This is a genomic window from Epilithonimonas sp. 33E (genome assembly GCF_059372615.1).
Genome location: NZ_CM182009.1, coordinates 3,500,835 through 3,523,180 on the forward strand (window position 1 = coordinate 3,500,835; position 22,346 = coordinate 3,523,180).

The following is a 22,346-nucleotide window of genomic DNA, read 5'->3' on the forward strand; positions in this document are numbered from 1 at the left end:
AAACCAATACCTATGAAATATATATATTTTCTGCTGCTTTTATCATTTTCTTTGATTCAATGCAAAAAACACGAACCGAAAGTCGGAGACACACACAAGAGTGACTCTATTTCTAACAGCAAAAATCTGAACATCAGCATTCTCATCGATCTTTCCGACAGGATTGACCCGGAAAAATATCCCAATCCTTCAATGCAATATTATCAAAGAGATTTGGAATATATCAAAGCGATAAAAACAGGATTTATAGATCACATCAAAGGCAAAAAAGTGATGCAGATGAATGACCAGATGCAGATTTTCTTCAATCCTGAGCCATCAGATTTCAAAATCAATGATTTTGCGAAACAGCTGAAAGTTTCGTTCGATAAAAATACTTCTAAGGAAAATATCAAATTGGTTGATGAAAAATATTCATCACTTCCGGAAAAAATCTATCAATCGGCCATTGATGACAAACAATATGTCGGTTCGGACATTTGGGGATTTTTCAAAAATAAGGTCAATGACTATTGTATCAAAGATAAACACAGAAACATTCTGTTCATTTTAACGGACGGTTATATGTTTCATAAAGATTCTAAATTCACAGAAAATGGAAAGACTTCTTATCTCACACCGGAATTTGTAAAATCATTAAAACTAAACACTTCCGATTTCAAAACTAAAATCAATGACAAAGGTTTAGGATTTATAAAAGCTAATGACAATCTCGATAATCTAGAAATTGTAGTTCTTGGAATCAATCCTGAAAAAGGAAACCCTTTTGAAGGTGATGTCATAAAAATGTATTGGGAAAACTGGTTAAAGGAAATGAATGTCAATCAATATCAGGTTAAAGATGCTGATTTACCAACCAACCTCGACCCGATTATCCAGAAAATTATTTTCAATAATTAGAAAAAGCTCAGATTACTCTGAGCTTTTTCTATTTTTTCTTGGTCTTTATTTTCTTGACCTGTTCTTTGATGAACGGATACTTCTGCTGCATATCTTTGCTTAATGATGGATCCAGTTGCAAGGCTTTCTCCAGCTTCTGAATGCCTTCGGAATCGTTCTTCAGATTGAAATAACAGTTGCTAAGCTGGTAATACAGCTCGGCACGCTGGTGAGTTTGTAAAGCTTTTTCCAGAACAGTAATGGCTTCTTCATACTCACCAATCAACATCAGGACTTCCGAATAAGCATACCAATTGTAGAATCTGCTTGGTTCCGCTTCTATCAGCTTTTTCAGGCAACTTAAGCTTTCCTCATATTCTCCACAGGTTATATAGAGAAAGGCCAGGCGTTTCTGGTATTCCAGATTACCTTCGTTAAGTGTTGCCGCTTCATGTGCAAAGTAAAGTGCTTCTTTTGTATTTCCCATCTCTTCATAGATCTGGGACTGTTCCATCATTGCCAGATAAAACTGAGGATCTTCTCTTAATGATTTTTGGAATGATGTGAGTGCAGGAACCAATTTACCTGCTTCTTTGTAGCACAGACCAATTTTATAAAAGGTGAACGCTTTGGTATATTCTAGCTCCAGCATCTCCTTGTAAACCGAAATTGCTTTGTCCCACTCGCTCATGGCTTCATAACAGGACGCTTTGTTTGCATACACGCCTACTGCACCCGAGTTGATCGCTAGAAGATAATCGAAACCTTTGATGGCTTCTTCATAATTTTTCTTGTTGAAGAAGAACTGTCCGTACTCGTACCAGGCTGTTTCTGAAAACGGGAATCTGTCGAGATATTGATTAAGGAAATCTAATGCTTCCTGGGGACGATTCAGCTTACTGTAACAAATCATTACATTCTCCAAAGAATAATCGTCATAAGGATCATGTTCCAAAGCTGCCGTGTAATGTTTCAGCGCATTGAAAGGATCGTCGAGATTGACGTACTCATCCGCAATGAAATTGTGAAGAAAGTTTTCTTCTTCTTCCAGCTTCAAGGCTTTCAGACAATATTCTATGGATTTTTTAGGGTTTCCGAGATTAGAATAATATTTAGCGCAACAAACTAAAAAGTCTGTGTCCTCCAAAGATGACTGATGCAATTCGTCAATCAGTTCTTTAGCTTTACCATAACGCTCCAGTTCCAAAAAAACTTCAAGCTGTTTGGTTTTGATTTCCAAAGAATTAGGATGAATTTTCAAAGCATGATTTACGGCAAGTTCCGCATAACTGTAATCTCCTAATTCCAGATAATAAATAATGATATCTACATATTCTTCTGTATCGAAGTACAATTCCTCATTATTCTCTATCATTTCTTCGAACTTTTTTGCAAGTTCGTTTTCAAAAAATTCTTCCAATATGTGTGATTTAGATTTGAGATTTAGCTCCGCTCAGTTAGATTCTGTCCAAGTGAGGTCTGTAAATCAATTACAATTAGCCGGGTTCTTAAATCTTCTTGTATAAAGTTAATCAATTTTATTCTGAAAATAAGTCATACTATTGTTATAACTTATTAACATTAGTCCTTTTTCTGTTCAGAATATATTGTAGTCAAAAACATACCAAACGACTTCTCCAATCCTGTGATGTCGCCTGATTTTAAGTTGATTCCTCCATAGATACTGTCGTTACTACGAATTTTGAAATCAGTCAAAGAAAAGTACAAAGACGGCTGATCTTGTTTTCCTGACAATTTTACCGCTGAACCTAATAATTTTCTTGTAGAAACTGTCAAAACTTCATTATTGATCAATTCCAATCTTAGGAAACTTCTTGGTTTTACCTCAATCGTCTTGTTATTAATATTGATTTTCTGATTTTTGTCCGATGACGAAACCAAATAAACGACATTTTGCTCATCAGTAATATAATCAGCAGGCGTGTAAAAAAGATTTAGAATATAATAAGCCGGATTAAAGTTCTGGAATGTTCCGTCCACATTTTCAATAGGTTTTAATGAAAATGAATTGGCTCCGATTTGCTTTGCTTTTTTATATACCTCTCCAAATACTGTGACGTCATCATTTGAAAATCCATTCACAAGAATTTCGCCCAGAAATTCGGATTTCGATGGTTCTGATATTCTGTAAAAAAACTTGTCTTTGTTATCGCTTGTCTTCTCAACCTTATTCAATGTAACCATCTGAAGATAAAACAACTGACAACAAAAAACACCAATTAAAAATAGTAATTTACGCATTCGTTAATTTTAATATTTCGATGCAGTCGCGAAGACTGTTTTCCCAATGTTTTGGTTCGATATGATAATCGTTTTCAATCTTATCCAATGACATTGTGCTTCTTTTAGGGCGTTTTGCCGGCGTCGGGAATTCTTCTGTCGTGATTGCTTTTAATTGAACGTGAGAATCTGAAAATTCTTTTATTTTACTGGCAAAATCAAACCAAGTGGTTTCCGGATAATTGGAAAAATGATAGATTCCGAAAGTCTTCTTTTCAGAATCGATGATTTCCATAATCGCTTCCGCAAGATCATTTGCATTGGTTGGCTGTCCAAACTGATCACCTACGATTCCCAGTTCATCTTTAATTTCAAATAAATGAAGCATTGTTTTTACAAAGTTCTTGTTGAACTCAGAATATAACCATGATGTTCTCAGAATCACAGTCTCCGGATTATTTTCCAAAGCCAGTTCTTCACCCTTTCTTTTGGAAGCGCCATAAACGCCAATCGGATTGGTAAAATCGTCTTCAGAATAGCTAAGATTAGTTTCCCCGTCAAAAACATAATCTGTAGAAACGTGAATCAAGATTGCATTGTTATCTTTACAAACCTGAGCCAGATTTCCGACACCATCTGCATTGACAGCAAAAGCATTTTCAACTTCTTTTTCCGCCAGATCCACAGCCGTGTAAGCTGATGCATTTATTACAAAATCAGGCTGATATTCTGCAAAAACAGTATCTACCTGCTCGTAATTTGTAATATCCAGAACTGATGACCCTGTAAAGTTAAAGTCATATTGATCATGGTATTTTGGCGCTAACTTTTGCAGACAATGTCCTAATTGACCGTTACCTCCAATAACAAGTATTCTTTTCATACTATTTTGTTTTATTCTGGATTCTTAAATAGTTCACACGTTCCTTAAATGTTTTATGGTCTATCTCGACCAGAAAATGAGCAAACTTTTGCAATGTTGCTTCCGGCATTTTCTCTGCTCTTCTGGTTTTCATATTGAAATAAATAACCGTCAGCCAAAAAACGGCATGAACGATCCCGTTCTCATCTTTCATTAATAACTCCACAATTGCTGTCAGATCATCCACATATATGGTTTTACTTGTAATTTCAACCGTAGAATTATACCTTACTTCCTTGAGATAAGCAATCTCGTTCTGAACGGTAACCCATGTACAACCGGTCTCTCGGGTATATTGTTCGTAAGTGAATCCATAATTCTGTTCAACATGATCTTCTCTGGCGTTCAGCATATATTCCAGATATTTGACATTGTTAAGATGGCCGATCGGATCGCAATCTGCAAAACGGATTTTAACGGTAGATGAAAATTCTTTTTCCATAATACAAAAATAAAAAAACCGCTCCGAAAAAGAGCGGTTTTAATGGTTTAGTAATCTATTAAAGACCTAATTCTTTTTTAACAGCTGGTGTAGCATCGGTTCCTGCTTTATACACTAAAGCCGGGCTGGAAGCGTCAAATACAAACTCATATCCGGCAGCTTTAGAAACTTTAGTAATAGCATCGTTGATTTTTTTCTCAATCGGAGCTAATCCTGCATCTCTTTTATCAGCGATATCTTTTTGAGCAGCAGCATACATCTGCTGAAGATTGTCCTGAAGCTTTTGAACTTCCTGACTTCTTTGCTCGTTGATAGCCTGAGTTTGCTTAGGCGCTTCGTCCTGATATTTTTTCATTAAATCCTGTAAAGATTTTCCTTGCTTTTCCAACTCACCTTGTTTTGCTGTCTGCAAGTTTTGTAATTGCTGATCCAACGCTTTCATTTCCGGCATTGATGTAAAAATTGAATTCACATCAACAGAAGCAATCTTCTGTGCGTTTGCAAATCCTGTAGCAAAAACCATTACAACAGCTACTAATAATACATTTAATTTGTTCATTTTAAAAAGTTATGTTTATATATTTAAATTAATTTTCACTAGCTTTCAGTTCAGTAGCCTCATTTGATGACGCTTTCCTTTGTAAACTATTTATTTTTCCTTTCGGAGTTCTTCCGTTTTGTCCCTTATTATTTCCCCCTGGCAAAGCGTTGTTTTTCGTCTCATCAGCTTTTGGCAGATTTTTAACTAATAGACTGAGCACTGCATCCGTATAATCGTATCTTTTATCCAGGAACAAAACATTGTTGGTTGTTTTATCCAAAACTATGCCCAAATTATTTTTTGTAGATACCGTTTTAATAGCGTTCCAAATCTGATCCTGATATGGTTTTGTAAGATTGGAACGAAGCTGGTTAACTTCTCCGTTTGAACCAAATCTTGCACCAATTGTATTACGGATACTGGCTTCCATATCGACAATTTCTTTTTCTCTCAATTTCAATTGTTCTCCAACCAAAAGAACCTTTTCATTTTCAAAAGCTTCTTTTTTTCTTTCATACTCTGTCTGTAATCTCTGTAAGTCCGATTGCCATTGAGAAATCTGAGTATTAAGCCTATTTTCGGCTTCTTTGTACTGAGGTAATTTGCTCAATATATAATTCGTATCTACTACTCCGATCTTCTGCGCATAGATTTGTGTTGCAGTAAAAAGAATTGTTACAATTAATGCTATTTTTTTCATCCTATAAAAATAATATTTTATTTTATAATGGTTGATTCATCAAGAAGTGTGTCTGCCATCCTGATGGTTCTGAACCTCCCAGAGTTTTATCAAATCCATATGCGAAGTCAAATCCAATCAAACCAAATGCTGACATTGAAACTCTGATACCGATTCCTGCAGATCTTTTTAATCTGAACGGATTATAAGTTCCAAAGCTGTTCCAGGCGTTCCCTGCTTCTACAAATGTCAAAGCAAAAATCTTTGCTGTCTGATTCATAGAAATAGGATATCTCAATTCCGCAGCAAACCTGTTATAGATTGTTGCTCCACCATAAGGTGTTATATCATAAGGAGATGAAGAGCTGAATCCTGTAGATGAAGCATTTTCATAACCTCTCAAAGGAACTAATTCTCTACCATCAAATCTACCATTGAACAAACCAACTCCTCCTACATAATATCTTTCAAATGGTGGTGGTCCCAGTTCTTTACTATAGCCATTCAGGAATCCCATTTCTCCTGTTGTTCTAAGAACCAATTTCCCGATCACTTCATTATAGAAATCAGCTTTTAGTTTCACTTTATAGAATTCCATCCACTTATATTTGTCCAAAGTACTCATTGTTGAGTAGTCTTTGTTACTAAACCAGGAATAAGGCGGTGTAAACTTCAACGAGGCTTCTATGTTAGAACCATATGTTGGGAACACAGGATCCAAACCAGCTGAGTTTCTACTTAAACCAATATTGAAACTGAATGATTTTGTACTTCCGTTATATTCCAGCGCATCTCCAAAATAGAAAGGATAATTACTGAAATTATAACTCTGAAACTGTACCCCGGTATAAAGCGAGAAATAATCATCCGGCCACTTCAATAGCCTTGTCAAACCTGCCGTTGCCGAGAAAATATTCATCGTTTGATCTCCTGTGGAGTAAGAATAATTAACTCTGGAATAATTTAATCCAACACTCAAAGCTGTAGGTCTTGTTCCAAACAACCAAGGTTCTGTAAAAGAAACTCCATAATTGGTAAAATATTGTCCTGCTTGTGCCTGAAGTGATAATGTTTGTCCGTCACCTTGCGGAACAGGTTTGAAATCCTTGAACTTCAGGAAATTCCTCAAAGAGAAGTTATTAAAGGTTAAACCCAGTGTTCCAATGAAAGATCCTCCACCGTAACCCGCTTGTAACTGAACCTGAGAAGAACCTTTCTCAACCAATGTCCAGTGCATATTAACCGTATTATCCTGCGGATTAGGTTTCACATCAGTTCCAATTTGCTGAGGATCAAAAAACTGCATCCCGGCTAATTCGAAGTATGTTCTTTTGATATCTGATTTTGCAAATAAAGTTCCTGGTTTTGTTCTAAGCGCTCTAAGAATAACGTGGTCATGGGTTGTTGTATTTCCAGACCAAGTTACGCGGTTCCAGGTTGCTTTTTCGCCTTCATTAATCCTGATTTCCAAATTAATAGAATCACCTTTAATCGATTTTTCAATTGGAGTTACATTAGAGAAAAGGAAGCCGTTGTTCATATAAACAGATTTAAGGTCAGAATCATCTTCTTTACCTCCATCTTCTCCAACTTTTTTGTTGAATCCAACAGCATCGTAAATATCTCCTGTCTTATATCCTAAAATTTTCTGTAAGAACTCAGTCGTGAAAGTCGTATTTCCTACGAAGTTGATATCACCGATATAGTACTTTTTACCTTCGTTAAGTTTTACATTGATATTATAACCTTTTTCATTTCTGGTCACAGAATCTGAAACAATTACTGCATCTCGGAAACCTAATGAGTTATAATAACTTATCAAGTTTCTTTTGTCCTCGTCATACTTGTCCTGAACAAATTTTGACGGCTTCAAAATCCCTAGCAAAAATCTTTTCTGCTTAGTATTTTTGAATCCTTTTTTTCTTAGTTTTCTGTCAGAAACTTCTGTATTACCATCAAAAGTAATTTTATTGATTTTAACTTTTTTACCTTTAGCCACTTCAATTGTCCAATCCACCAAATTAGGATCTCCTGCATTAGCTTTTTCCTGGATATTGATCTTGGCATCAGCAAAGCCTTTTGCAATATATTCCTGAGGAATTTTGTTCTGTAAGCTGGAAACTAAGTTGTTATTAATTTTAGTTCCCGGTTTCAGATTATTATCCTTGATCAGTTTTTCGTTTTTGGATTTACCAATTCCTTTACCAGTAAATTTGATTTCTCCAAGTTCTTTAAGATCCTGCAGCTGGAATTGTAAGATCACATTTTGGCCTTCGACATCTTGTACATAGACCTCTACTTTCGAAAATGATTGTGTTTCCCAAAGCTTTTTGACAGCTGAGCTGACTCTTTGCCCTGGTATTTCTAACTTCTCTCCTTTCACAAGACCAGTGAAACGCAAAATCTGAGCTGGGGTGTATCTTTTGACTCCGTCAACAACGATATCTTTCAGAACATACTCTTGGTTTTGGTTTCCTACAAGTTCCGTGTTTTCTGCATTGTTACCCTGTGGAACAACCTGAGCGTGAAAATACACTGAAGCTGTTAACAAAATAATGGGTATAAATCTTAATTTCATTCTTATTGAAGTTGTTCTCTTTTCTATATATTTTTTATGAAAGCTGCTCGCTTGTCATTCCGTATCTTCTCTCCTTATTTTGATAATCTATGATACATTGGAAAAACGTATCCTTCGTAAAGTCCGGCCAAAGCACATCCAGAAACTGAAGTTCTGCATAAGCAATTTGCCAAAGCAAAAAATTACTGATTCTCACTTCCCCGCTTGTTCTTATCATTAGATCAACCGGTGGGAAATTCTTTGTGTAAAGATGATCTTCGAATAATTTTTCATCGATATCATCAACATCTATTTTACCATCTTTCACATCCTGACTGATTTCTTTGATCGCCTTCAGAATTTCTTTCTGCGAGCCATAGTTCAGTGCAAGGATTAGGTTTCCTCTGTCATTATTCTTAGTAAGTTCAATAACATTGAGTAATTGATCTCTAACTAATTCCGGAAGTTGTGTAATATCTCCAACGACATGCATTCTTAATCCCTTTGTAAAAATCTCTTCTGCCTCTAACAATAATGTTTCGGATAAAAGATTCATTAGCGTATCAACCTCTTCTTTTGGACGATTCCAGTTTTCTGATGAAAAAGTGTAAAGTGTAAGATAAGGGATGTGGATCTCGTTACAAGCATTAATAACATTACGAACAGCAGTGATAGCATTCTTGTGTCCAAAGGTTCTTTCTTCACCTCTGGATTTTGCCCACCTGCCATTTCCGTCCATGATGACGGCAACATGTTTGGGTAATTTATCTTTATTAATAAGCTTTTTTAAATCCTGCATAATCATTATTTGCAATAACAAGGTGGTCTTCCAAAAGAATAAGACAAAATAATTGAAGCAGAATTAATCCAATCTTTCGAATTCGGATTGCCGATATTCCTTTGCTGCAGAAATCCCTGAACAATTGTATTGGTCATGTCTTGCCCATAAACTGTTTTTACAACCTTAACATCACTTTCCTTTAATTCGCTATAATCCACCTGATCCGAAAAAGTCGGCCGGAAGGTGAATTCGCCAGATAATGCCCAGTTATAATTGAACTTGTACTTAAGCCCTACCCCAAAAGGCAAACCCATTGTAAAAGTTTTATCCTGAATATATTTTGCCTGAACATTGGTAAGGGATGAGATTGTAAGTTCTGCCTTTACAGAGTTCATATATAAGCCAGAAACTCCGACAAATATATAGGGGCTAATCATACTCACCTGCTCTTCATTCACCGGTAAGAAATTGTATTCGAAAAGCAGATCTGCGGACAGTACAGAATTAGTTCCCCACAATTTTCTCATTCTTCGGTAATTCTCGTTTGCATATCTATCGTCAAACTGAATATTGTTAAACCCTACATTAAGTCTTACCGTTTGATATGGATTAAAATTCATCCGATACATCACACCTCCATAAAAAGGCAATCCATAATCAGAAACATTCCCAATAGGTTTTTGCAAAATATAATTGGTTCTACCAATATCTCCAACAAGATTACTCATACCTAACTGTACTCCTATCTCATGTCTCTGAGCTTTTACAAAACTCAAAAAACAAAAAAATACGATAAAGGTATAAGTTAACTCTTTCTTCATTTTCAATACGATGAAACGTGTATTATTCAAAAATTTGGTGCAAATATAAAACATTTTTAGATTAGGGAACTTCTTAAAGTTTAGTTAAATAAAAACAAAAAAATATAATTTATTGTTATAAAAACGAACTTATTGGCAAAATAGTCTATAAAAAAATAAAAGCCTTGAGAAAGGCTTCTATTTTTTATTAAAAAACATTTTCAGCTTGTTCCTTATTTTAATTATTGTTGGTTCTTTATAATTTTTGTCTTCATCAAAATAACCATAACCATAGCCGTAACCATAACCGTAGCCGTAGCCATAACCGTAGCCATAGCCGTAACCTTGCTTAACGACAAAATCATTATAAACTAATCCCAGGTTAGAAACTTCTTTGTTAAAATATTTCTCAGTGATCATTCTCAACATATGCTTTTCCGTGTATTCATGACGAACAACATATATTGTAGTATCAGCTTTTTTGATCAATTCAAATGAGTCTGCGACCAAACCTACTGGAGGAGAATCTATAATCACGTATTCATAGATTTCTTTTAATCTTTCTATAAATTTCATATTATTATCGCTCATCAATAACTCCGAAGGATTGGGTGGTATTGGTCCGGAAGTGATAACATCTAAACCGGGAATACTTGTATGGTTAATGATTTCTTCCAGTTCTGCTTGTCCCGTAAGGTAATTGGAAATCCCATTTTTGTTATTAATTTTGAAATCTCCAAAAATTTTAGGCTTCCTGAGATCCATTCCCAATAAGACAGATTTTTTTCCACTAAGTCCCAGAACCGAAGCAATATTAATTGAAACATAGGTTTTCCCTTCTCCACTAATGGAAGATGTTACCAGAATCACCTTACTTTTTTGTTCTTCATCAAACAAAAAGCGGAGATTGGCTCTTACAGCCCGGAACGCCTCTGATATTGATGACTTTGGCTCTTCCAAAACTGTTAAGTTATTATCATAGCTGTTGTGACCAATTACTCCTAATAATGGAATTTTAGTTGCAGTAAGCAGTTCTTTAAGATTTCTGATCTTATTATCAAGTAATTCTCCTATCAGTAAGAACACAAGAGGAATGAGCAATAATCCACCCATAATCTGCATTTGCGTTGCATTGACATCAGGAGCAATCGGCCCTTGTCCAAGATTTTTTGCGTTGTCAATAATATTCAAATTACTTTGGTTTGTAGCTACACGCATCTGGGATTTTGCCTGTTCCGTAAGTAGGGTGTTATAAGTATTTTCAATAATGTTATAACCTCTTTGTGCATCAAGAAAAATCCTTTGTTTCTCGGGAAGCGTCACCAATTCTTTATCAATCTTCCCAATCTGTGCATCCAGATCTGAAAGCTTATTATTGTAACCCTGGAAGTACTTCCTCAAACCATCTTGCGATGTATATTTTGCTTCATTAATCAATCTGTTGATCTCCCGCATCGGCTCAGAATTGGGAGTATAAATCTGCGCCATTTCTCTGCGCTTTGCATAGAGCTGCTTGAGCTCCGAAACTGATGCCGTGAAACTTCCGTCTTCTATGCCTGCAACATTCAGGCTTATAATTTTTTCTATACTATTTGTACCGACAGAATTCCTTATATCATTAAGAGAGTTGATTTTAGTAAGCAATTCTGCTTTTTGAGTTTCAAGATCAGTCAATTTGCCAAGTGTTTTGGAGTCGATATTTTCCATATCGAAAAGACGATTGTTGATCTTGAGATTATTCAGTACTGCCCCACTGGAATCCAGTTTTTTTCTAATCAAAGAAAGATTTTCATTAAGATATTCTACGGTATTTTTATCTACCATATTCTGATCCAACAATCTTTTCTTTATCAGTTCCTGTACAGAATTATTAAGGAAGTTAACCGTGTTATTCAGGTTATAACCAGTCTTTGTAATAATCATGATAGAAGACAATTCTTTGTCGAAATCTACATACAAGCTTCCTATTATGCTATTTACAGCCTGATTTACAGGAACAAGCGTTACAATGATATTATCAAGACCCAAATTGCTCGGATTCGGATTTGAGATCAACTTGAATTTGAGATTGGGTGATTCATACCATTCATTCAGATTCAAAATCCTGTTTTTCGGTCTGGCATAAGAAGATACAGACTCAACACTTTCCGTATTATAATTATAAAGATTTCTGGATTGTCCCTCTTCGGGTAAAATAATTTCGTATTGATTTTTGCCTTTAGGAATAATACTTATCGGATAATTAACCTGCTGTAAATGAGACTTATCAATTTCCAAAAAAACCGGGCTATCTTCCTGATCAAGATAAGTTGTTTTTATTAGTCCTTTTGTTGTGTAATTGGTAATCAGATTTAGTTTTTTTACCAGAAACTCATTGTGGCTTCTTGATAATAATATCTTCTTAAGATAAACCCCATCCTGGTTACCACCCTGCCCCCAGATGAAATTAATAGACTGATTGGGTGTAAAGTAACTTGCTGTATTACTCGAAATACTTAATGACAAACTGGAAGAATAGATCCTTTGTGCATAATACTTACTATAAACATAAGAAATACAGTAACCTATGAATCCCAGGATTACAAACCAATACCAATTACGAATAACTCTCTGCACAAAGTGAGCAGGGTCAAACAAATTGAAAGAACCCATTTTCTCAGCCGCCTGCGCTGAACCTTGTGTATTATTTCCGCTTTTATCAGGAATCATTATAATCTGGTAATAATTAAGTAAATAGACATTACTGTTGTAATCAATGAGACGCCCGTTGTCAGAGTTTGAAGCGGTTCTTTTCCAAAACCATTGATACTCTTACCATTCGTGTTAAGATAAATTATATCACCATTCTGAAGCCAGTAATATGGAGAGTTCATCGCATCTTCCCTTGTCAGATCCAATCTTGCCGTTTTTATGCCTTCCGGATACTTTCTGTGGATCATAATATTTTTACGGTCAACCGTTCTGTTAAGACCACCATTCATTGCCAGAGCCTGCATTATATTAAGTTGGGTAACATAAGCGGTTTTTTCTCCCGTTATTCCTACGGTTTCCATATCACCCAGAATGTAATAGCGGATGCCGTCAAGATTCAGTCTGACTTCGGATTTCCCTTGCAAAAAATTCTCGTTGACCTTTTCTTGTAGTTCTTTGGTCATATCTTCCAATGTTCTGCCTTCTGCTTTGATATATCCGATCCCAAAAATATTAACGTCACCATTGGAATCAACCTTTAATCCATTGAAATAAAATGTAGCATTGCCGCCGGAACCGCTACCATTTCCACCAGACTGTGCATTAGAGCCTCCTGTGATTTGCTGACTCCCATTAGCCCCATTGGAAGCATTAAGAGATGAATAGAATTGCGCCGCATCTCCTTTTGGTGTTGTCACCACATTAAGGCTCAAGATATCACCTTTAGTCACTCTGTATTCCGGAACATTATAAGGAACCAAACCTTCTTCATTAATTGTAAGGCTCTCGCTAGGCTGCAAGTACCGAATATCCTTCTTGGAAATACAGGAAGTGCTGATCCCGACTAAGGTTAGCAATAAAAATATATTAAATAAATAACGTTTTATCATCAATAGTTTTTTACAAAAGTATAACAATTTTAATCTTTTTTGAATCGTAATAAAAATATCGGAAGATATGCTCCTAAAAACCCAAGTGCCATAATCAACACCAATAGCCAGTTAACATTCAGATGTCTGAAAAAATAAGCTACAATAATGATTAACAAATAATAGCTTATTATATAAACCGTTGATCTCCTATGGGTTAATCCCAGGTTTAATAACTTATGGTGAATGTGATTCTTGTCCGGAGATAACACCGATTTTTTATGATAGATTCTTGTAATAATCACAGTAAGTGTATCGATGATCGGTAAGATCAGAATTGCAACTGCAATAACAGGAGCAGATTGCAAGTGATAGAAAACCTCATCTCTCTTTGCAATAAAAATCTCTATGAAGGAAATACCGGTAAATGACAATAAGAATCCCAAAATCATAGACCCCGTGTCACCCATAAAAATTTTGGTACTTCTTTTATTTGACAAATTATAGAATAAAAATCCTAAAGATGCCGCTATTAAAATACCACAAAGAATGACCAGCGGATCATTATGACTTCCCAATCTGAAAAAGCTTACACCAAACAAAGCACTTGTTATAATGGTATAACTTCCTGCAAGTCCGTCAATCCCGTCAATCAGATTAAAAGCATTAATTAAAATAATAAATGTTAGTAGACTGAATGCGACACTTACATAATAATTGATCTCATAGATTCCAAAAACACCAAATAAGCTTCTTATACGGACATCAGAACCAATAACCATTAACGCGGAAACTAAAATTTGAGCCAGTAACTTTTTATAAGCTCTCAGAACCATAATATCATCCATAACTCCTACAAAAAACAGAATTATAAAAGAAGCAAATAAAAATTTGTACCGGTCAAATAGTTCGTAAGCGAAAATCGGTGCGCAAACACCTAATGAAAAAAAGATGGCAATCCCGCCCAAATTTGGGATTTTTCTGAGATGAGAGCTTCTTGCGCCCGGTTCATCCATCAGGTTTTTTCTCCTGGAGATTTTTATTATTGTAGGAATTGCGAAGTAAGTAATCAAAAACGAAAACACAAAGCCAAGCAAAAGCTTAAAATAGAAAAAAGATATTCCGGTGCTTTCCAAAAAAGTTTCGAAATTATTAGTCATTAGTGTTTTTTGCTTTGTATTATTGATTAATCAATATCCTGACAAGTCTCCTCAACTTAAAAAGACTAAGGATATAATAAATTTTTTTCTTCAATGGCAAAGATAATAGATAATTCTTACCAAACCGCTTATATTGCAATATATCTTTAATTTTTAAATTATTGACTGTTATAAACCGATCCAATCCTTCTGACATTCTGTAAAAATCAGAGTCCGTTCTCACAAAGGCCAGATAGGCCAGGAAAGTATAAACGCCCTCCAATATCTGAAAATTCTTCAAAGCTTTCGAGTGATTGGAAAAACGGCTCAGGTTAAAACTTTCGCTCACAGTTTCTACAGCTTTCAGTATATCCAAACCTTTTATTGTGTGGCTTTTACTGATAGAATCCTGTCTTTCCAGATATTGATAATGATAGCTTGGAGTGAATGCCAAAACACGACACCGAAGCAGCAATTGCGGAATCAATTCGATATCTTCAAAATGAATCCCTTTTTTAAACCTTTTATTTTGAAATAATTCCTTTTTAAATAATTTGTTACAAGCGAAATAAGAGATGTCCGAAAAAACAGAAAGGTTATTCTCCAGAACGATTTTCTCCGGAAACCCTGGGAGTTGGGTTAATTTCTGAGTCAAATTACCATTTTCATCAACCTTTTGAAGATTACAAATCGTCATTTCTGCCTGATGCTTGACTGCCAGTTCATACATCTCTTCGAACATCGATTCCGACACGTAATCATCACTATCAACAAAACCCAGAAATTCTCCTCTTGCTCTGTCGATTCCGAAATTGCGCGCATCGCTGAGTCCGCCATTTTCTTTTATGAAACCAAAAATCCTATCCGGATATTCTTGCTGGAATTTTTCGATGATTTGTTGAGAATTATCGCTGCTTCCATCATTCACCACCAAAATTTCGATGTATTTCAAAGTCTGATTGACCAATGACAACAAGCATTTTTCCAGATATAATTCGACATTATAAACCGGAACAATGATTGAAACTTTGATGTTTAATTTTTCAGACATTACAAAACATATCGCTCCTCTGGAGCTTTACCTGTTGGTTTTTATCTACAAACATTTCGCTCCTACGGAGCTTTCTTCTTGCACCTTTCTTCTTTTGAACAGTAGTTTTACAACAGCATTACTAAATATTAATTTCTGGTAAATCTCGGTCCTAAAAATCCTTTTTTAGCCTCATCAAAATCCGAACGCGAACAAGGGATACAATTATCAATATCCTCATCATCTCCAAAATACCAAAGATTACTGAAAACTTCTCTCTTGAAAGCATATTGCTCGTCATTAATCAAAACATAAAAAGTCTCGTAAGATTTCTCCTTCGGATGAGATCGCTGAATATTGATTCCCTCGATCAGATACCAGATCATTTGTGCCAAAAGCTGATGGTTCAGTTGAGAATCAGAATAGATATTATAATTGAAAATCCCTACAGATTTCAATCTTTCACTCAAGCCGATTTCTTTCATATAGGCACAAATCTCCCTTCTGTTAAGTCCATTCACTTGCGGATTCATAGAAAAAGCCTCACCAAAACTTTCAATCGCATCACAATTAATTGTAACCAAGTCTGCTTTACGAAAGTATGGTTCTGTTTTCTCAGTAGAATTCATCATCTCTGCCAATCTGATAATATCAAACTGAACTTCTTTGATGAGCTTTACAGAATCCATTTCGTTCAGATGTTTCTGATAGCCCAGATGATGGTAATTTTTGATAGAGAAATTTTTGGAGCCTAAGATTTTACTTAAAAAATTAGACTCATGGATTTCTTCATCCTGTTTCAGCGACACCACATTGCTGATTTGGGTGTAGCTGATATCTTGCTGATGAAAATTGAGCGCAGAAAAAAGCGAAAATGCGAAGTCATTACTTCCGCCAACAATCACCGGGATCGCACCTTTGTAATGACAAGCTGACAAAACTTCCTGCAAGATGTAATGCGAATCCTGCGGCGTCCTTCCGGAAACCAAATCTCCTAAATCCACAACCGGAATCTCAAAATCGAGCTGAGACAGTTTATAAAATTCTTTTCGTATACCTGTAAAATCCTGACTTTCCGCCTCGCCGTTAGCGCCACGGTAATCTGAAACAAATAGCAGAACAATACTGCCTTCTTTGATGTCGTTGGTGATTCCGTCTCCGATTTGCCATTTCTCCGTTCGGATTTTTCTGGGCGCAATAATAAAGTCTTCGAATTCCATAGTTCTAATCTACAATTTTTATGATAACGTCTTTTGGTGTTTCCTTAGAAAATTGAATTAACTGATTTCTAAGGCTCTGGGTATTCTCTTTCTGCACAGAGTAAAAAGAAACTGTTGCTCCTCCTGACATATAATTATTCTGAATCGTCAAAGTTCCGACTTTTGAAAAATAATCCGGCATTTTTACCCATTCATCAAAAACCAAAGCCACATCAAAATTCTGATTTTTTGCCGTATCGTAAACATATTGTTGCAAAGCCTTGTTATCGGTAAATTTTCCGTGGTCACTTTTTCTGAGTTTCGCCACTTCTATACTTCCTAAACCGTAAGTGTCCAAAAGATGAATATTATTGAAATAAGTAATCGCCCCGATATCATTGGCAATAACTTTCGAGTTTCCGTAATACTGATGAAGAAAATCCGCCAGCTGAATCTGCTGGTCAAAGATATTTTTGGAAGCGGTCGGCTGCTTTTCCAGCATTGTTCCAAACCGCATATAGAATGTAACCAGTAAAAGAAAAATAGTTCCGAATTTTAGAATTTTATTTGTCGCATTTTTATTGAAAACCTCATTAATAAAAGGCGTTATTGCAAATAAGACAATCACCACAAGATAAGCTTCATACCGGATCAGCCAGCCGAAATTAGCAAATAAAAGATGAACGACAAACCCGCAAAACACCACAAACGGAATAGCATTTTTTGAAATCTTATCCGTTAATGTTGTTTGATGTTTTGATTTGACAAAAACCTGAATCAATAAAATTAGAACTAACACCAGAACTGAAATTCCACGGTAGGCATTTCCTGCAACTCTGGTTAGGAAACCCACAATACCGTCATTGGTATTCCCTTTTAGAATCAAAGAATTTGGTAAGAAAAATGAGCCGTTGTCAATGGAAATATAACCATAAACCAGAACCGGCAAAAGCGCCAGAATTCCTAAAGCCACACTTATAACATAATCTTTTTTGATGAAAAAAAGGTAAATGCAGATAAAGAAAACAAAAAACAAACTCTCATACCGGAAACCGACAGCAATAATTGAGAGCAATGCCAGATTGGAGAAATGTCTCGGCGTTTTATCTTCAAGATATTTTTGAAATCCGAGTAAAACCAAAACCATCACCAACGTGTGAAAAACGTGCTCCATTCCCGTCATTATCATCAGATGCAATGGCATTAGCAGAACGACTGATGACAAAACAACAATATAAGTTGATTGTGAAAATTGTTTCAGATACCTATGAAAAACAAGGATCAAAGCAATTCCGGCAATACTATTGGCAACTAGTGGAATGTATTGCCAATTTCCAAATATCTTAATCAGAACAGCTAACAGAAAAGTGAACAGTGGTGATGACGTGGTAGAGGAAAATTCATATTGCGTGATACCCCACGTTCCAAATTCAGCAAAGTTTTTTGCCATAGATAAGTGGATATATGCATCGTCTAACGGATAAATATATTTTCCTGCAAAATCTATTACAACTTGGGTATTATAAAATATCAATAATCCAAGAACCAGAAATATTACTAAAAGTATTATATTTTTTTTCATCTAATTTTATTGAGTAAACCAAAGGAAGTTTTGATATTTATCCGGTGTGAAGCGCCCTGCGTTCCCCTGATATTTCACAAATACAAAATAGTAAAATATCATAAAAACAACGAAGAACAAATGGAAAAACCATCTTGTATTTTTTTTATCCATAGATGCAATAATATTGGTAATAACCAATGGTGCAAATCCTAAGTAAGAACCTACAAGTCTGGTAGAGAAAACGGGATTACTTCTCATAATAAAATAAAGACAAATTCCCATAATCAGCAGATTCCGCATATACTCATAATAATAGATCTTCTCACAGGCGACCTTGTCATAAGTAATCAGCAAGAAGCTAAAAACCAAAATCTGTCCGTCGAGAAAACTGGAGCCGGAAGCTTCATAATTGATGTAACCATTGTATCCGTTCGAAACGTCCTGAACATTAAGTGTATCCAGAAAACCTGAAAACAAATTATATATCTGAAATGGTGATAATATCACGCAAATCATTATCGAATAGAAGATCCTGCTGGGATTCATCGGGATTGTTGCGAGCCAGTAAGCAGGCAAAAAGATAATCGTGGATTTATGAAACCCATAAGCAATATAAATACACAGAAGATACCACCAGACTTTTCTCTCTTTGATAAATTTGAAAGATATAACACACATTGTCATCCCCAATGCCTGTCTCATATGCCCGCTGTCTGCAATGAAATATCCCGGAATCAGGAAAAGAAGAATTGCAAAAACAGGATATTTGGAATCTTTGTAAAAAACGGCAAGTTTTCCGGTAATTGTTATAATAGCGCTGATCAATGTAAATTCTTTAAACGGAACGCCTGTAGAATAGACCCATTTATTCAGCATGGCATACATCCATTCTACATCTATCCTTGATTTTCTAAACAACATTTTATCAATCAACTGACTATAATCAACAGTAGGAAAATACTGGCTGTACATCGAATCATAAACAGGATAATCCGCACCAACATATCTCCTGTAGCCAATAATTACGATCATATATACGGCAATGGTCCAAAAAATAAATTTGGGAGTTCGCAAGCCATCTTCTCTATTGACTTCTACAAAACTGTAGAGAATCAAGAAGACAAAAAGAACCGTAAAAACCGGATGTAAAAATGCCATTAATTACCTTTGCTAAGTATATCTGTTATAATTAGAATTCAAATATAATTCTTATTTTAAGATTTCGCAGTCAAATAAAATAAGTATTAATTCGATTTAATTCCCCTAATATTCAATTATTTTTTATCATTTTTTTCAAAATATATAACCTCACTGGTTCTTCAAAATATTTAAAGGCTAATGACGCCATTAGTAAATTGAGTAAAGCTAAAATCAGCAACTCTATAGAACCGGAAATATATTCCGAGATATTCAATTGGGCTATATAATTCTGTACAGGTTTGAACAAATAAAATGCTGTCAACTGAAACATGTAAAAAGCAAACGAAATATTTCCAAGATAAACCATTCTTTTTGAGTTGAATAACTTATCAAAATACGTCGGAAATGACAGTGAATAAATCATCCCCGCAAACAGCAACATACACAGAGCATCCACTTTGTAGTCTGTGATTGTAAGAGTCAGTAAAATCAAAACACTGGCTGCAAAAATCAAGCTCGCTGCTTTTTTAGAAACAGTAAAATCAAACCTTAATAATCCTATTAAAATTCCCAGAAAAAACTCGGGAATAATTCTTTCCAAGCCTTTGTAAGTATATTCATTAAGGTCAAAATTCTCGATATTAAACCATCTTACAATAAAGAAAAGAACAACTGCACCAAGAATAATTCTTCCCCAGAATTTATTCAGTTTAATAATGAATGTTGCAGAAATAAATAAAAACAGGTAAGCAAACCATTCATCTGACAAACTCCAGGAATGGGTATTCCAGCTCAAAGCATCATTGATGTTCCAGGCGTGGATCATCAAAAGGTTTGAAACGATATGATCCGGCCTGATGATTAGATCTTTCTGATGAAAAACATATTTGCCGACCAATAAAAGAATACCAACGATCACAAATGTTAATATCTGTAGCGGATAGATTTTCGCAAATCTCTTAACCAGAAAATTATAATATTTCCTGGAGGTTACTTTTTCCAAAATAAAGCTTTTATGATAAGCATAGGTCAAAATAAAACCACTCAACACAAAGAAAATATCCACACCCAGATAACCTTTCTTCACAAAGAAATTATCCATTCCTCCCGTATAAACACAAAAATGATATAGGAAAACCCAAAATGCGGTATAGAATCTCAGTCCTGTTAAATTATTCAGCATCTTCTTTCTGTTTTACCAATAAAAATTCCCGATCATCTGCATCCCAAACGTTTGAAAAAGACAGAGGTAAAACATGATTTTAAAATTGTCTGAACTAATACCCTTCAACAAAATCAAAAAATAAGGAACCAGAAACAAACAGGCCCTCGCTGTTTCGCCCGTTCCGTAAGCACCTGTCAGAAGCATTGCTGAAATCCCTGAAATCGCAGAGAAAAACAGGATATTAATATTCCGGTTTTCAAAAACTTCCGTTCCTGATTTTTTTGAGAAAAAAACAGATAAAAATCCAAAAGATAAAAACAGGAAAATCTCACCAATATCTTCCATTCTTGTCATTAAATAAACAAACGGCTGATGAAACAATCGGAAACCGTCCGGATTTTCTGATTTTGAAGCCAAAAAGAACGTCTCCAATTGATTGTAGCCCGTCATGGCATATATCATTGCAAACACCAAAACAAAAACAACAGTACCCATCAGGCTCAGCCAGACAAAATTCCATTTTCCCTTTGATAAAAAATAGAAACTGATGCAGCCTAAAAATGCAAATAGAAATAATCCCGAAAAGGTCAAAAGATTGGTCAGAATCAACCCTGACGAAATCAGCAAAAATGAAACGGAATCAATTTTATTCTGATGAAAAATTCTCGCAAAGCCTAATAAAAAGATCAGGGTTGAAGTTAAAACCAATGCATCAATCGAAACCAGAAGATAAATATTAACAGAAGGCACAACGGCAAACAAAAGCAGCGCCCACTTCCTTCTGGTTTCTTCGAAGCCGAGATCAACCAAAATCTTATAGAACAGTGGAAATGATAAACTTCCTATCGCAAAAAACACAATCGCCAGGGTTTCAATATTGGAAATATTCAGTATCCAATAATGCAGGAGCGTTACAAATGGCGGATGCGTTTTGGTATGCATCTGGAACTGTTCCAGATTCCCGGAGAAATCTCTCAGCCAAATCTGTCCGTCGGTAATGTTGATTGCATCAGCATAATATTGTCTTCCTTTCAGATAAAACGGCTGCAGGAAAGCAATATCGAAATTACCCTGACTCAGATTGCCTAATAAAACCAAAATAACAGCAATCAAAAAGAGAAGATAGACATTCATCTTGTCAGCAAATCTGAAAACAAAAGTCCCTGAAATCAGAAACAAAAACGCAAACACAAATCCGCTCCATAAAAACTGATTGGGATAGATCACCGAGATCGGGAAAAGAATCCCTGTCCCTGTATAACCGCCCTGATGCTGGTAATAGAAATTAGCGCCGGCAATGGCGATCCAAACAGCTATCGCTATAAAAAAAATCAGCCATGGAAAGCTTTTAAGATTCACCCATTGTAATTTTTCACCCATCAGTAACTGTGTTTTCTTGGTTCAAACGTCAAAAATATTAATAAAACTTCAGACTGCTCATTAATTTTTTGTGATTTTGGTTAAATAACGGCTGTGACAGAAGTCGGATTACGAAAAAATTACTGTTTCTGAGGACCTTCGCAAAATCTGCATTTAATAAATCCCAAAGGCACAAAGTTTTATTACAAAGCACCCAAATCTGGATAAGTCATGATTGTAATCTTGAAAAATCATAATCATTGCAAAACCCTTGTTAGCTTTGCGTTAAACAGCTAAAGATCACTCAAAATAAAATCAATCAACACATATTAAAATTAATTACATTTG

Annotated in this window: 19 protein-coding genes; 1 reads left to right on the forward strand and 18 read right to left on the reverse strand. The window is 35.4% G+C overall.

What is annotated here, in order from left to right:
• Nucleotides 1-12: 12 nt before the first annotated feature.
• Nucleotides 13-900, forward strand: coding sequence for a hypothetical protein (locus AC5P2S_RS16095; RefSeq protein WP_494555585.1), 888 nt, complete (start codon nucleotides 13-15; stop codon nucleotides 898-900).
• Nucleotides 901-928: 28 nt separating this feature from the next.
• On the opposite strand, the gene AC5P2S_RS16100 is transcribed toward AC5P2S_RS16095, so the two are convergent.
• The 18 genes from AC5P2S_RS16100 to AC5P2S_RS16185 all read right to left on the reverse strand — a co-directional run bounded on the left by AC5P2S_RS16100 (nucleotide 929) and on the right by AC5P2S_RS16185 (nucleotide 22,019).
• A complete protein-coding gene (locus AC5P2S_RS16100; RefSeq protein WP_283417859.1) occupies nucleotides 929-2,299 on the reverse strand; it encodes a tetratricopeptide repeat protein in 1,371 nt (456 codons plus the stop codon).
• 161 nt (nucleotides 2,300-2,460) lie between these two features.
• Nucleotides 2,461-3,141: a hypothetical protein gene (locus AC5P2S_RS16105; protein ID WP_494555586.1), complete on the reverse strand. Its 681-nt coding sequence runs from the start codon at nucleotides 3,139-3,141 to the stop codon at nucleotides 2,461-2,463.
• On the reverse strand, nucleotides 3,134-4,003 hold the full coding sequence (gene rfbD / locus AC5P2S_RS16110) for a dTDP-4-dehydrorhamnose reductase (RefSeq protein ID WP_494555587.1): 870 nt from the start codon (nucleotides 4,001-4,003) through the stop codon (nucleotides 3,134-3,136). Before rfbD ends, AC5P2S_RS16105 begins: the two co-directional genes overlap by 8 nt.
• 1 nt (nucleotide 4,004) lies before the next feature.
• Entirely contained in the window at nucleotides 4,005-4,484 is a 480-nt protein-coding gene (locus AC5P2S_RS16115) for an acyl-CoA thioesterase (protein WP_494555588.1), read from the reverse strand.
• Between the two features lie 58 nt (nucleotides 4,485-4,542).
• Complete coding sequence (locus tag AC5P2S_RS16120; RefSeq protein ID WP_283417855.1) at nucleotides 4,543-5,043, reverse strand: OmpH/Skp family outer membrane protein; 501 nt, start codon at nucleotides 5,041-5,043, stop codon at nucleotides 4,543-4,545.
• A 28-nt stretch (nucleotides 5,044-5,071) separates the two neighbouring features.
• Nucleotides 5,072-5,725 carry an OmpH/Skp family outer membrane protein gene (locus AC5P2S_RS16125; protein ID WP_283417854.1) on the reverse strand — a complete coding sequence of 218 codons (654 nt, stop codon included), beginning with the start codon at nucleotides 5,723-5,725 and terminating at the stop codon, nucleotides 5,072-5,074.
• Between the two features lie 22 nt (nucleotides 5,726-5,747).
• A complete protein-coding gene (locus tag AC5P2S_RS16130; protein ID WP_283417853.1) occupies nucleotides 5,748-8,282 on the reverse strand; it encodes a BamA/OMP85 family outer membrane protein in 2,535 nt (844 codons plus the stop codon).
• Between the two features lie 34 nt (nucleotides 8,283-8,316).
• A complete protein-coding gene (uppS, locus tag AC5P2S_RS16135; RefSeq protein ID WP_283417852.1) occupies nucleotides 8,317-9,060 on the reverse strand; it encodes an undecaprenyl pyrophosphate synthase in 744 nt (247 codons plus the stop codon).
• A gap of 5 nt (nucleotides 9,061-9,065) precedes the next feature.
• Complete coding sequence (gene porG / locus AC5P2S_RS16140; RefSeq protein WP_283417851.1) at nucleotides 9,066-9,863, reverse strand: type IX secretion system protein PorG; 798 nt, start codon at nucleotides 9,861-9,863, stop codon at nucleotides 9,066-9,068.
• A gap of 177 nt (nucleotides 9,864-10,040) precedes the next feature.
• Nucleotides 10,041-12,551 (reverse strand): exopolysaccharide transport family protein, encoded by a 2,511-nt coding sequence (locus AC5P2S_RS16145; RefSeq protein ID WP_494555589.1) that lies wholly within the window; start codon nucleotides 12,549-12,551, stop codon nucleotides 10,041-10,043.
• Nucleotides 12,551-13,423 carry a polysaccharide biosynthesis/export family protein gene (locus AC5P2S_RS16150; RefSeq protein ID WP_283417849.1) on the reverse strand — a complete coding sequence of 291 codons (873 nt, stop codon included), beginning with the start codon at nucleotides 13,421-13,423 and terminating at the stop codon, nucleotides 12,551-12,553. The genes AC5P2S_RS16145 and AC5P2S_RS16150 overlap by 1 nt, the downstream gene beginning before the upstream one ends.
• A 29-nt stretch (nucleotides 13,424-13,452) precedes the next feature.
• Entirely contained in the window at nucleotides 13,453-14,562 is a 1,110-nt protein-coding gene (locus AC5P2S_RS16155; protein ID WP_283417848.1) for a glycosyltransferase family 4 protein, read from the reverse strand.
• A gap of 19 nt (nucleotides 14,563-14,581) precedes the next feature.
• Nucleotides 14,582-15,592, reverse strand: a complete 1,011-nt coding sequence (locus AC5P2S_RS16160; protein ID WP_494555590.1) for a glycosyltransferase family 2 protein — start codon at nucleotides 15,590-15,592, stop codon at nucleotides 14,582-14,584.
• 128 nt (nucleotides 15,593-15,720) lie between these two features.
• Nucleotides 15,721-16,791 carry a formimidoylglutamase gene (locus tag AC5P2S_RS16165; protein ID WP_494555591.1) on the reverse strand — a complete coding sequence of 357 codons (1,071 nt, stop codon included), beginning with the start codon at nucleotides 16,789-16,791 and terminating at the stop codon, nucleotides 15,721-15,723.
• A 4-nt stretch (nucleotides 16,792-16,795) separates the two neighbouring features.
• Nucleotides 16,796-18,352, reverse strand: a complete 1,557-nt coding sequence (locus tag AC5P2S_RS16170) for a DUF8728 domain-containing protein (protein WP_494555592.1) — start codon at nucleotides 18,350-18,352, stop codon at nucleotides 16,796-16,798.
• Nucleotides 18,353-18,358: 6 nt separating this feature from the next.
• A complete protein-coding gene (locus AC5P2S_RS16175; RefSeq protein WP_283417844.1) occupies nucleotides 18,359-19,492 on the reverse strand; it encodes an EpsG family protein in 1,134 nt (377 codons plus the stop codon).
• A gap of 112 nt (nucleotides 19,493-19,604) precedes the next feature.
• Complete coding sequence (locus tag AC5P2S_RS16180; protein ID WP_494555593.1) at nucleotides 19,605-20,657, reverse strand: acyltransferase family protein; 1,053 nt, start codon at nucleotides 20,655-20,657, stop codon at nucleotides 19,605-19,607.
• A 12-nt stretch (nucleotides 20,658-20,669) separates the two neighbouring features.
• A complete protein-coding gene (locus AC5P2S_RS16185) occupies nucleotides 20,670-22,019 on the reverse strand; it encodes a hypothetical protein (RefSeq protein WP_494555594.1) in 1,350 nt (449 codons plus the stop codon).
• Nucleotides 22,020-22,346 lie beyond the last annotated feature (327 nt).

Coding starts and splice junctions, on each gene's coding strand:
- AC5P2S_RS16095 (WP_494555585.1), top strand. CDS start 13: ATGAAATATATATATTTTCTGCTGCTTTTATCATTTTCTTTGATTCAA.
- AC5P2S_RS16105 (WP_494555586.1), bottom strand. CDS start 3,141: ATGCGTAAATTACTATTTTTAATTGGTGTTTTTTGTTGTCAGTTGTTT.
- rfbD (WP_494555587.1), bottom strand. CDS start 4,003: ATGAAAAGAATACTTGTTATTGGAGGTAACGGTCAATTAGGACATTGT.
- AC5P2S_RS16115 (WP_494555588.1), bottom strand. CDS start 4,484: ATGGAAAAAGAATTTTCATCTACCGTTAAAATCCGTTTTGCAGATTGC.
- AC5P2S_RS16120 (WP_283417855.1), bottom strand. CDS start 5,043: ATGAACAAATTAAATGTATTATTAGTAGCTGTTGTAATGGTTTTTGCT.
- AC5P2S_RS16125 (WP_283417854.1), bottom strand. CDS start 5,725: ATGAAAAAAATAGCATTAATTGTAACAATTCTTTTTACTGCAACACAA.
- AC5P2S_RS16130 (WP_283417853.1), bottom strand. CDS start 8,282: ATGAAATTAAGATTTATACCCATTATTTTGTTAACAGCTTCAGTGTAT.
- uppS (WP_283417852.1), bottom strand. CDS start 9,060: ATGCAGGATTTAAAAAAGCTTATTAATAAAGATAAATTACCCAAACAT.
- porG (WP_283417851.1), bottom strand. CDS start 9,863: ATGAAGAAAGAGTTAACTTATACCTTTATCGTATTTTTTTGTTTTTTG.
- AC5P2S_RS16145 (WP_494555589.1), bottom strand. CDS start 12,551: ATGATTCCTGATAAAAGCGGAAATAATACACAAGGTTCAGCGCAGGCG.
- AC5P2S_RS16150 (WP_283417849.1), bottom strand. CDS start 13,423: ATGATAAAACGTTATTTATTTAATATATTTTTATTGCTAACCTTAGTC.
- AC5P2S_RS16155 (WP_283417848.1), bottom strand. CDS start 14,562: ATGACTAATAATTTCGAAACTTTTTTGGAAAGCACCGGAATATCTTTT.
- AC5P2S_RS16160 (WP_494555590.1), bottom strand. CDS start 15,592: ATGTCTGAAAAATTAAACATCAAAGTTTCAATCATTGTTCCGGTTTAT.
- AC5P2S_RS16165 (WP_494555591.1), bottom strand. CDS start 16,791: ATGGAATTCGAAGACTTTATTATTGCGCCCAGAAAAATCCGAACGGAG.
- AC5P2S_RS16170 (WP_494555592.1), bottom strand. CDS start 18,352: ATGAAAAAAAATATAATACTTTTAGTAATATTTCTGGTTCTTGGATTA.
- AC5P2S_RS16175 (WP_283417844.1), bottom strand. CDS start 19,492: ATGGCATTTTTACATCCGGTTTTTACGGTTCTTTTTGTCTTCTTGATT.
- AC5P2S_RS16180 (WP_494555593.1), bottom strand. CDS start 20,657: ATGCTGAATAATTTAACAGGACTGAGATTCTATACCGCATTTTGGGTT.
- AC5P2S_RS16185 (WP_494555594.1), bottom strand. CDS start 22,019: ATGGGTGAAAAATTACAATGGGTGAATCTTAAAAGCTTTCCATGGCTG.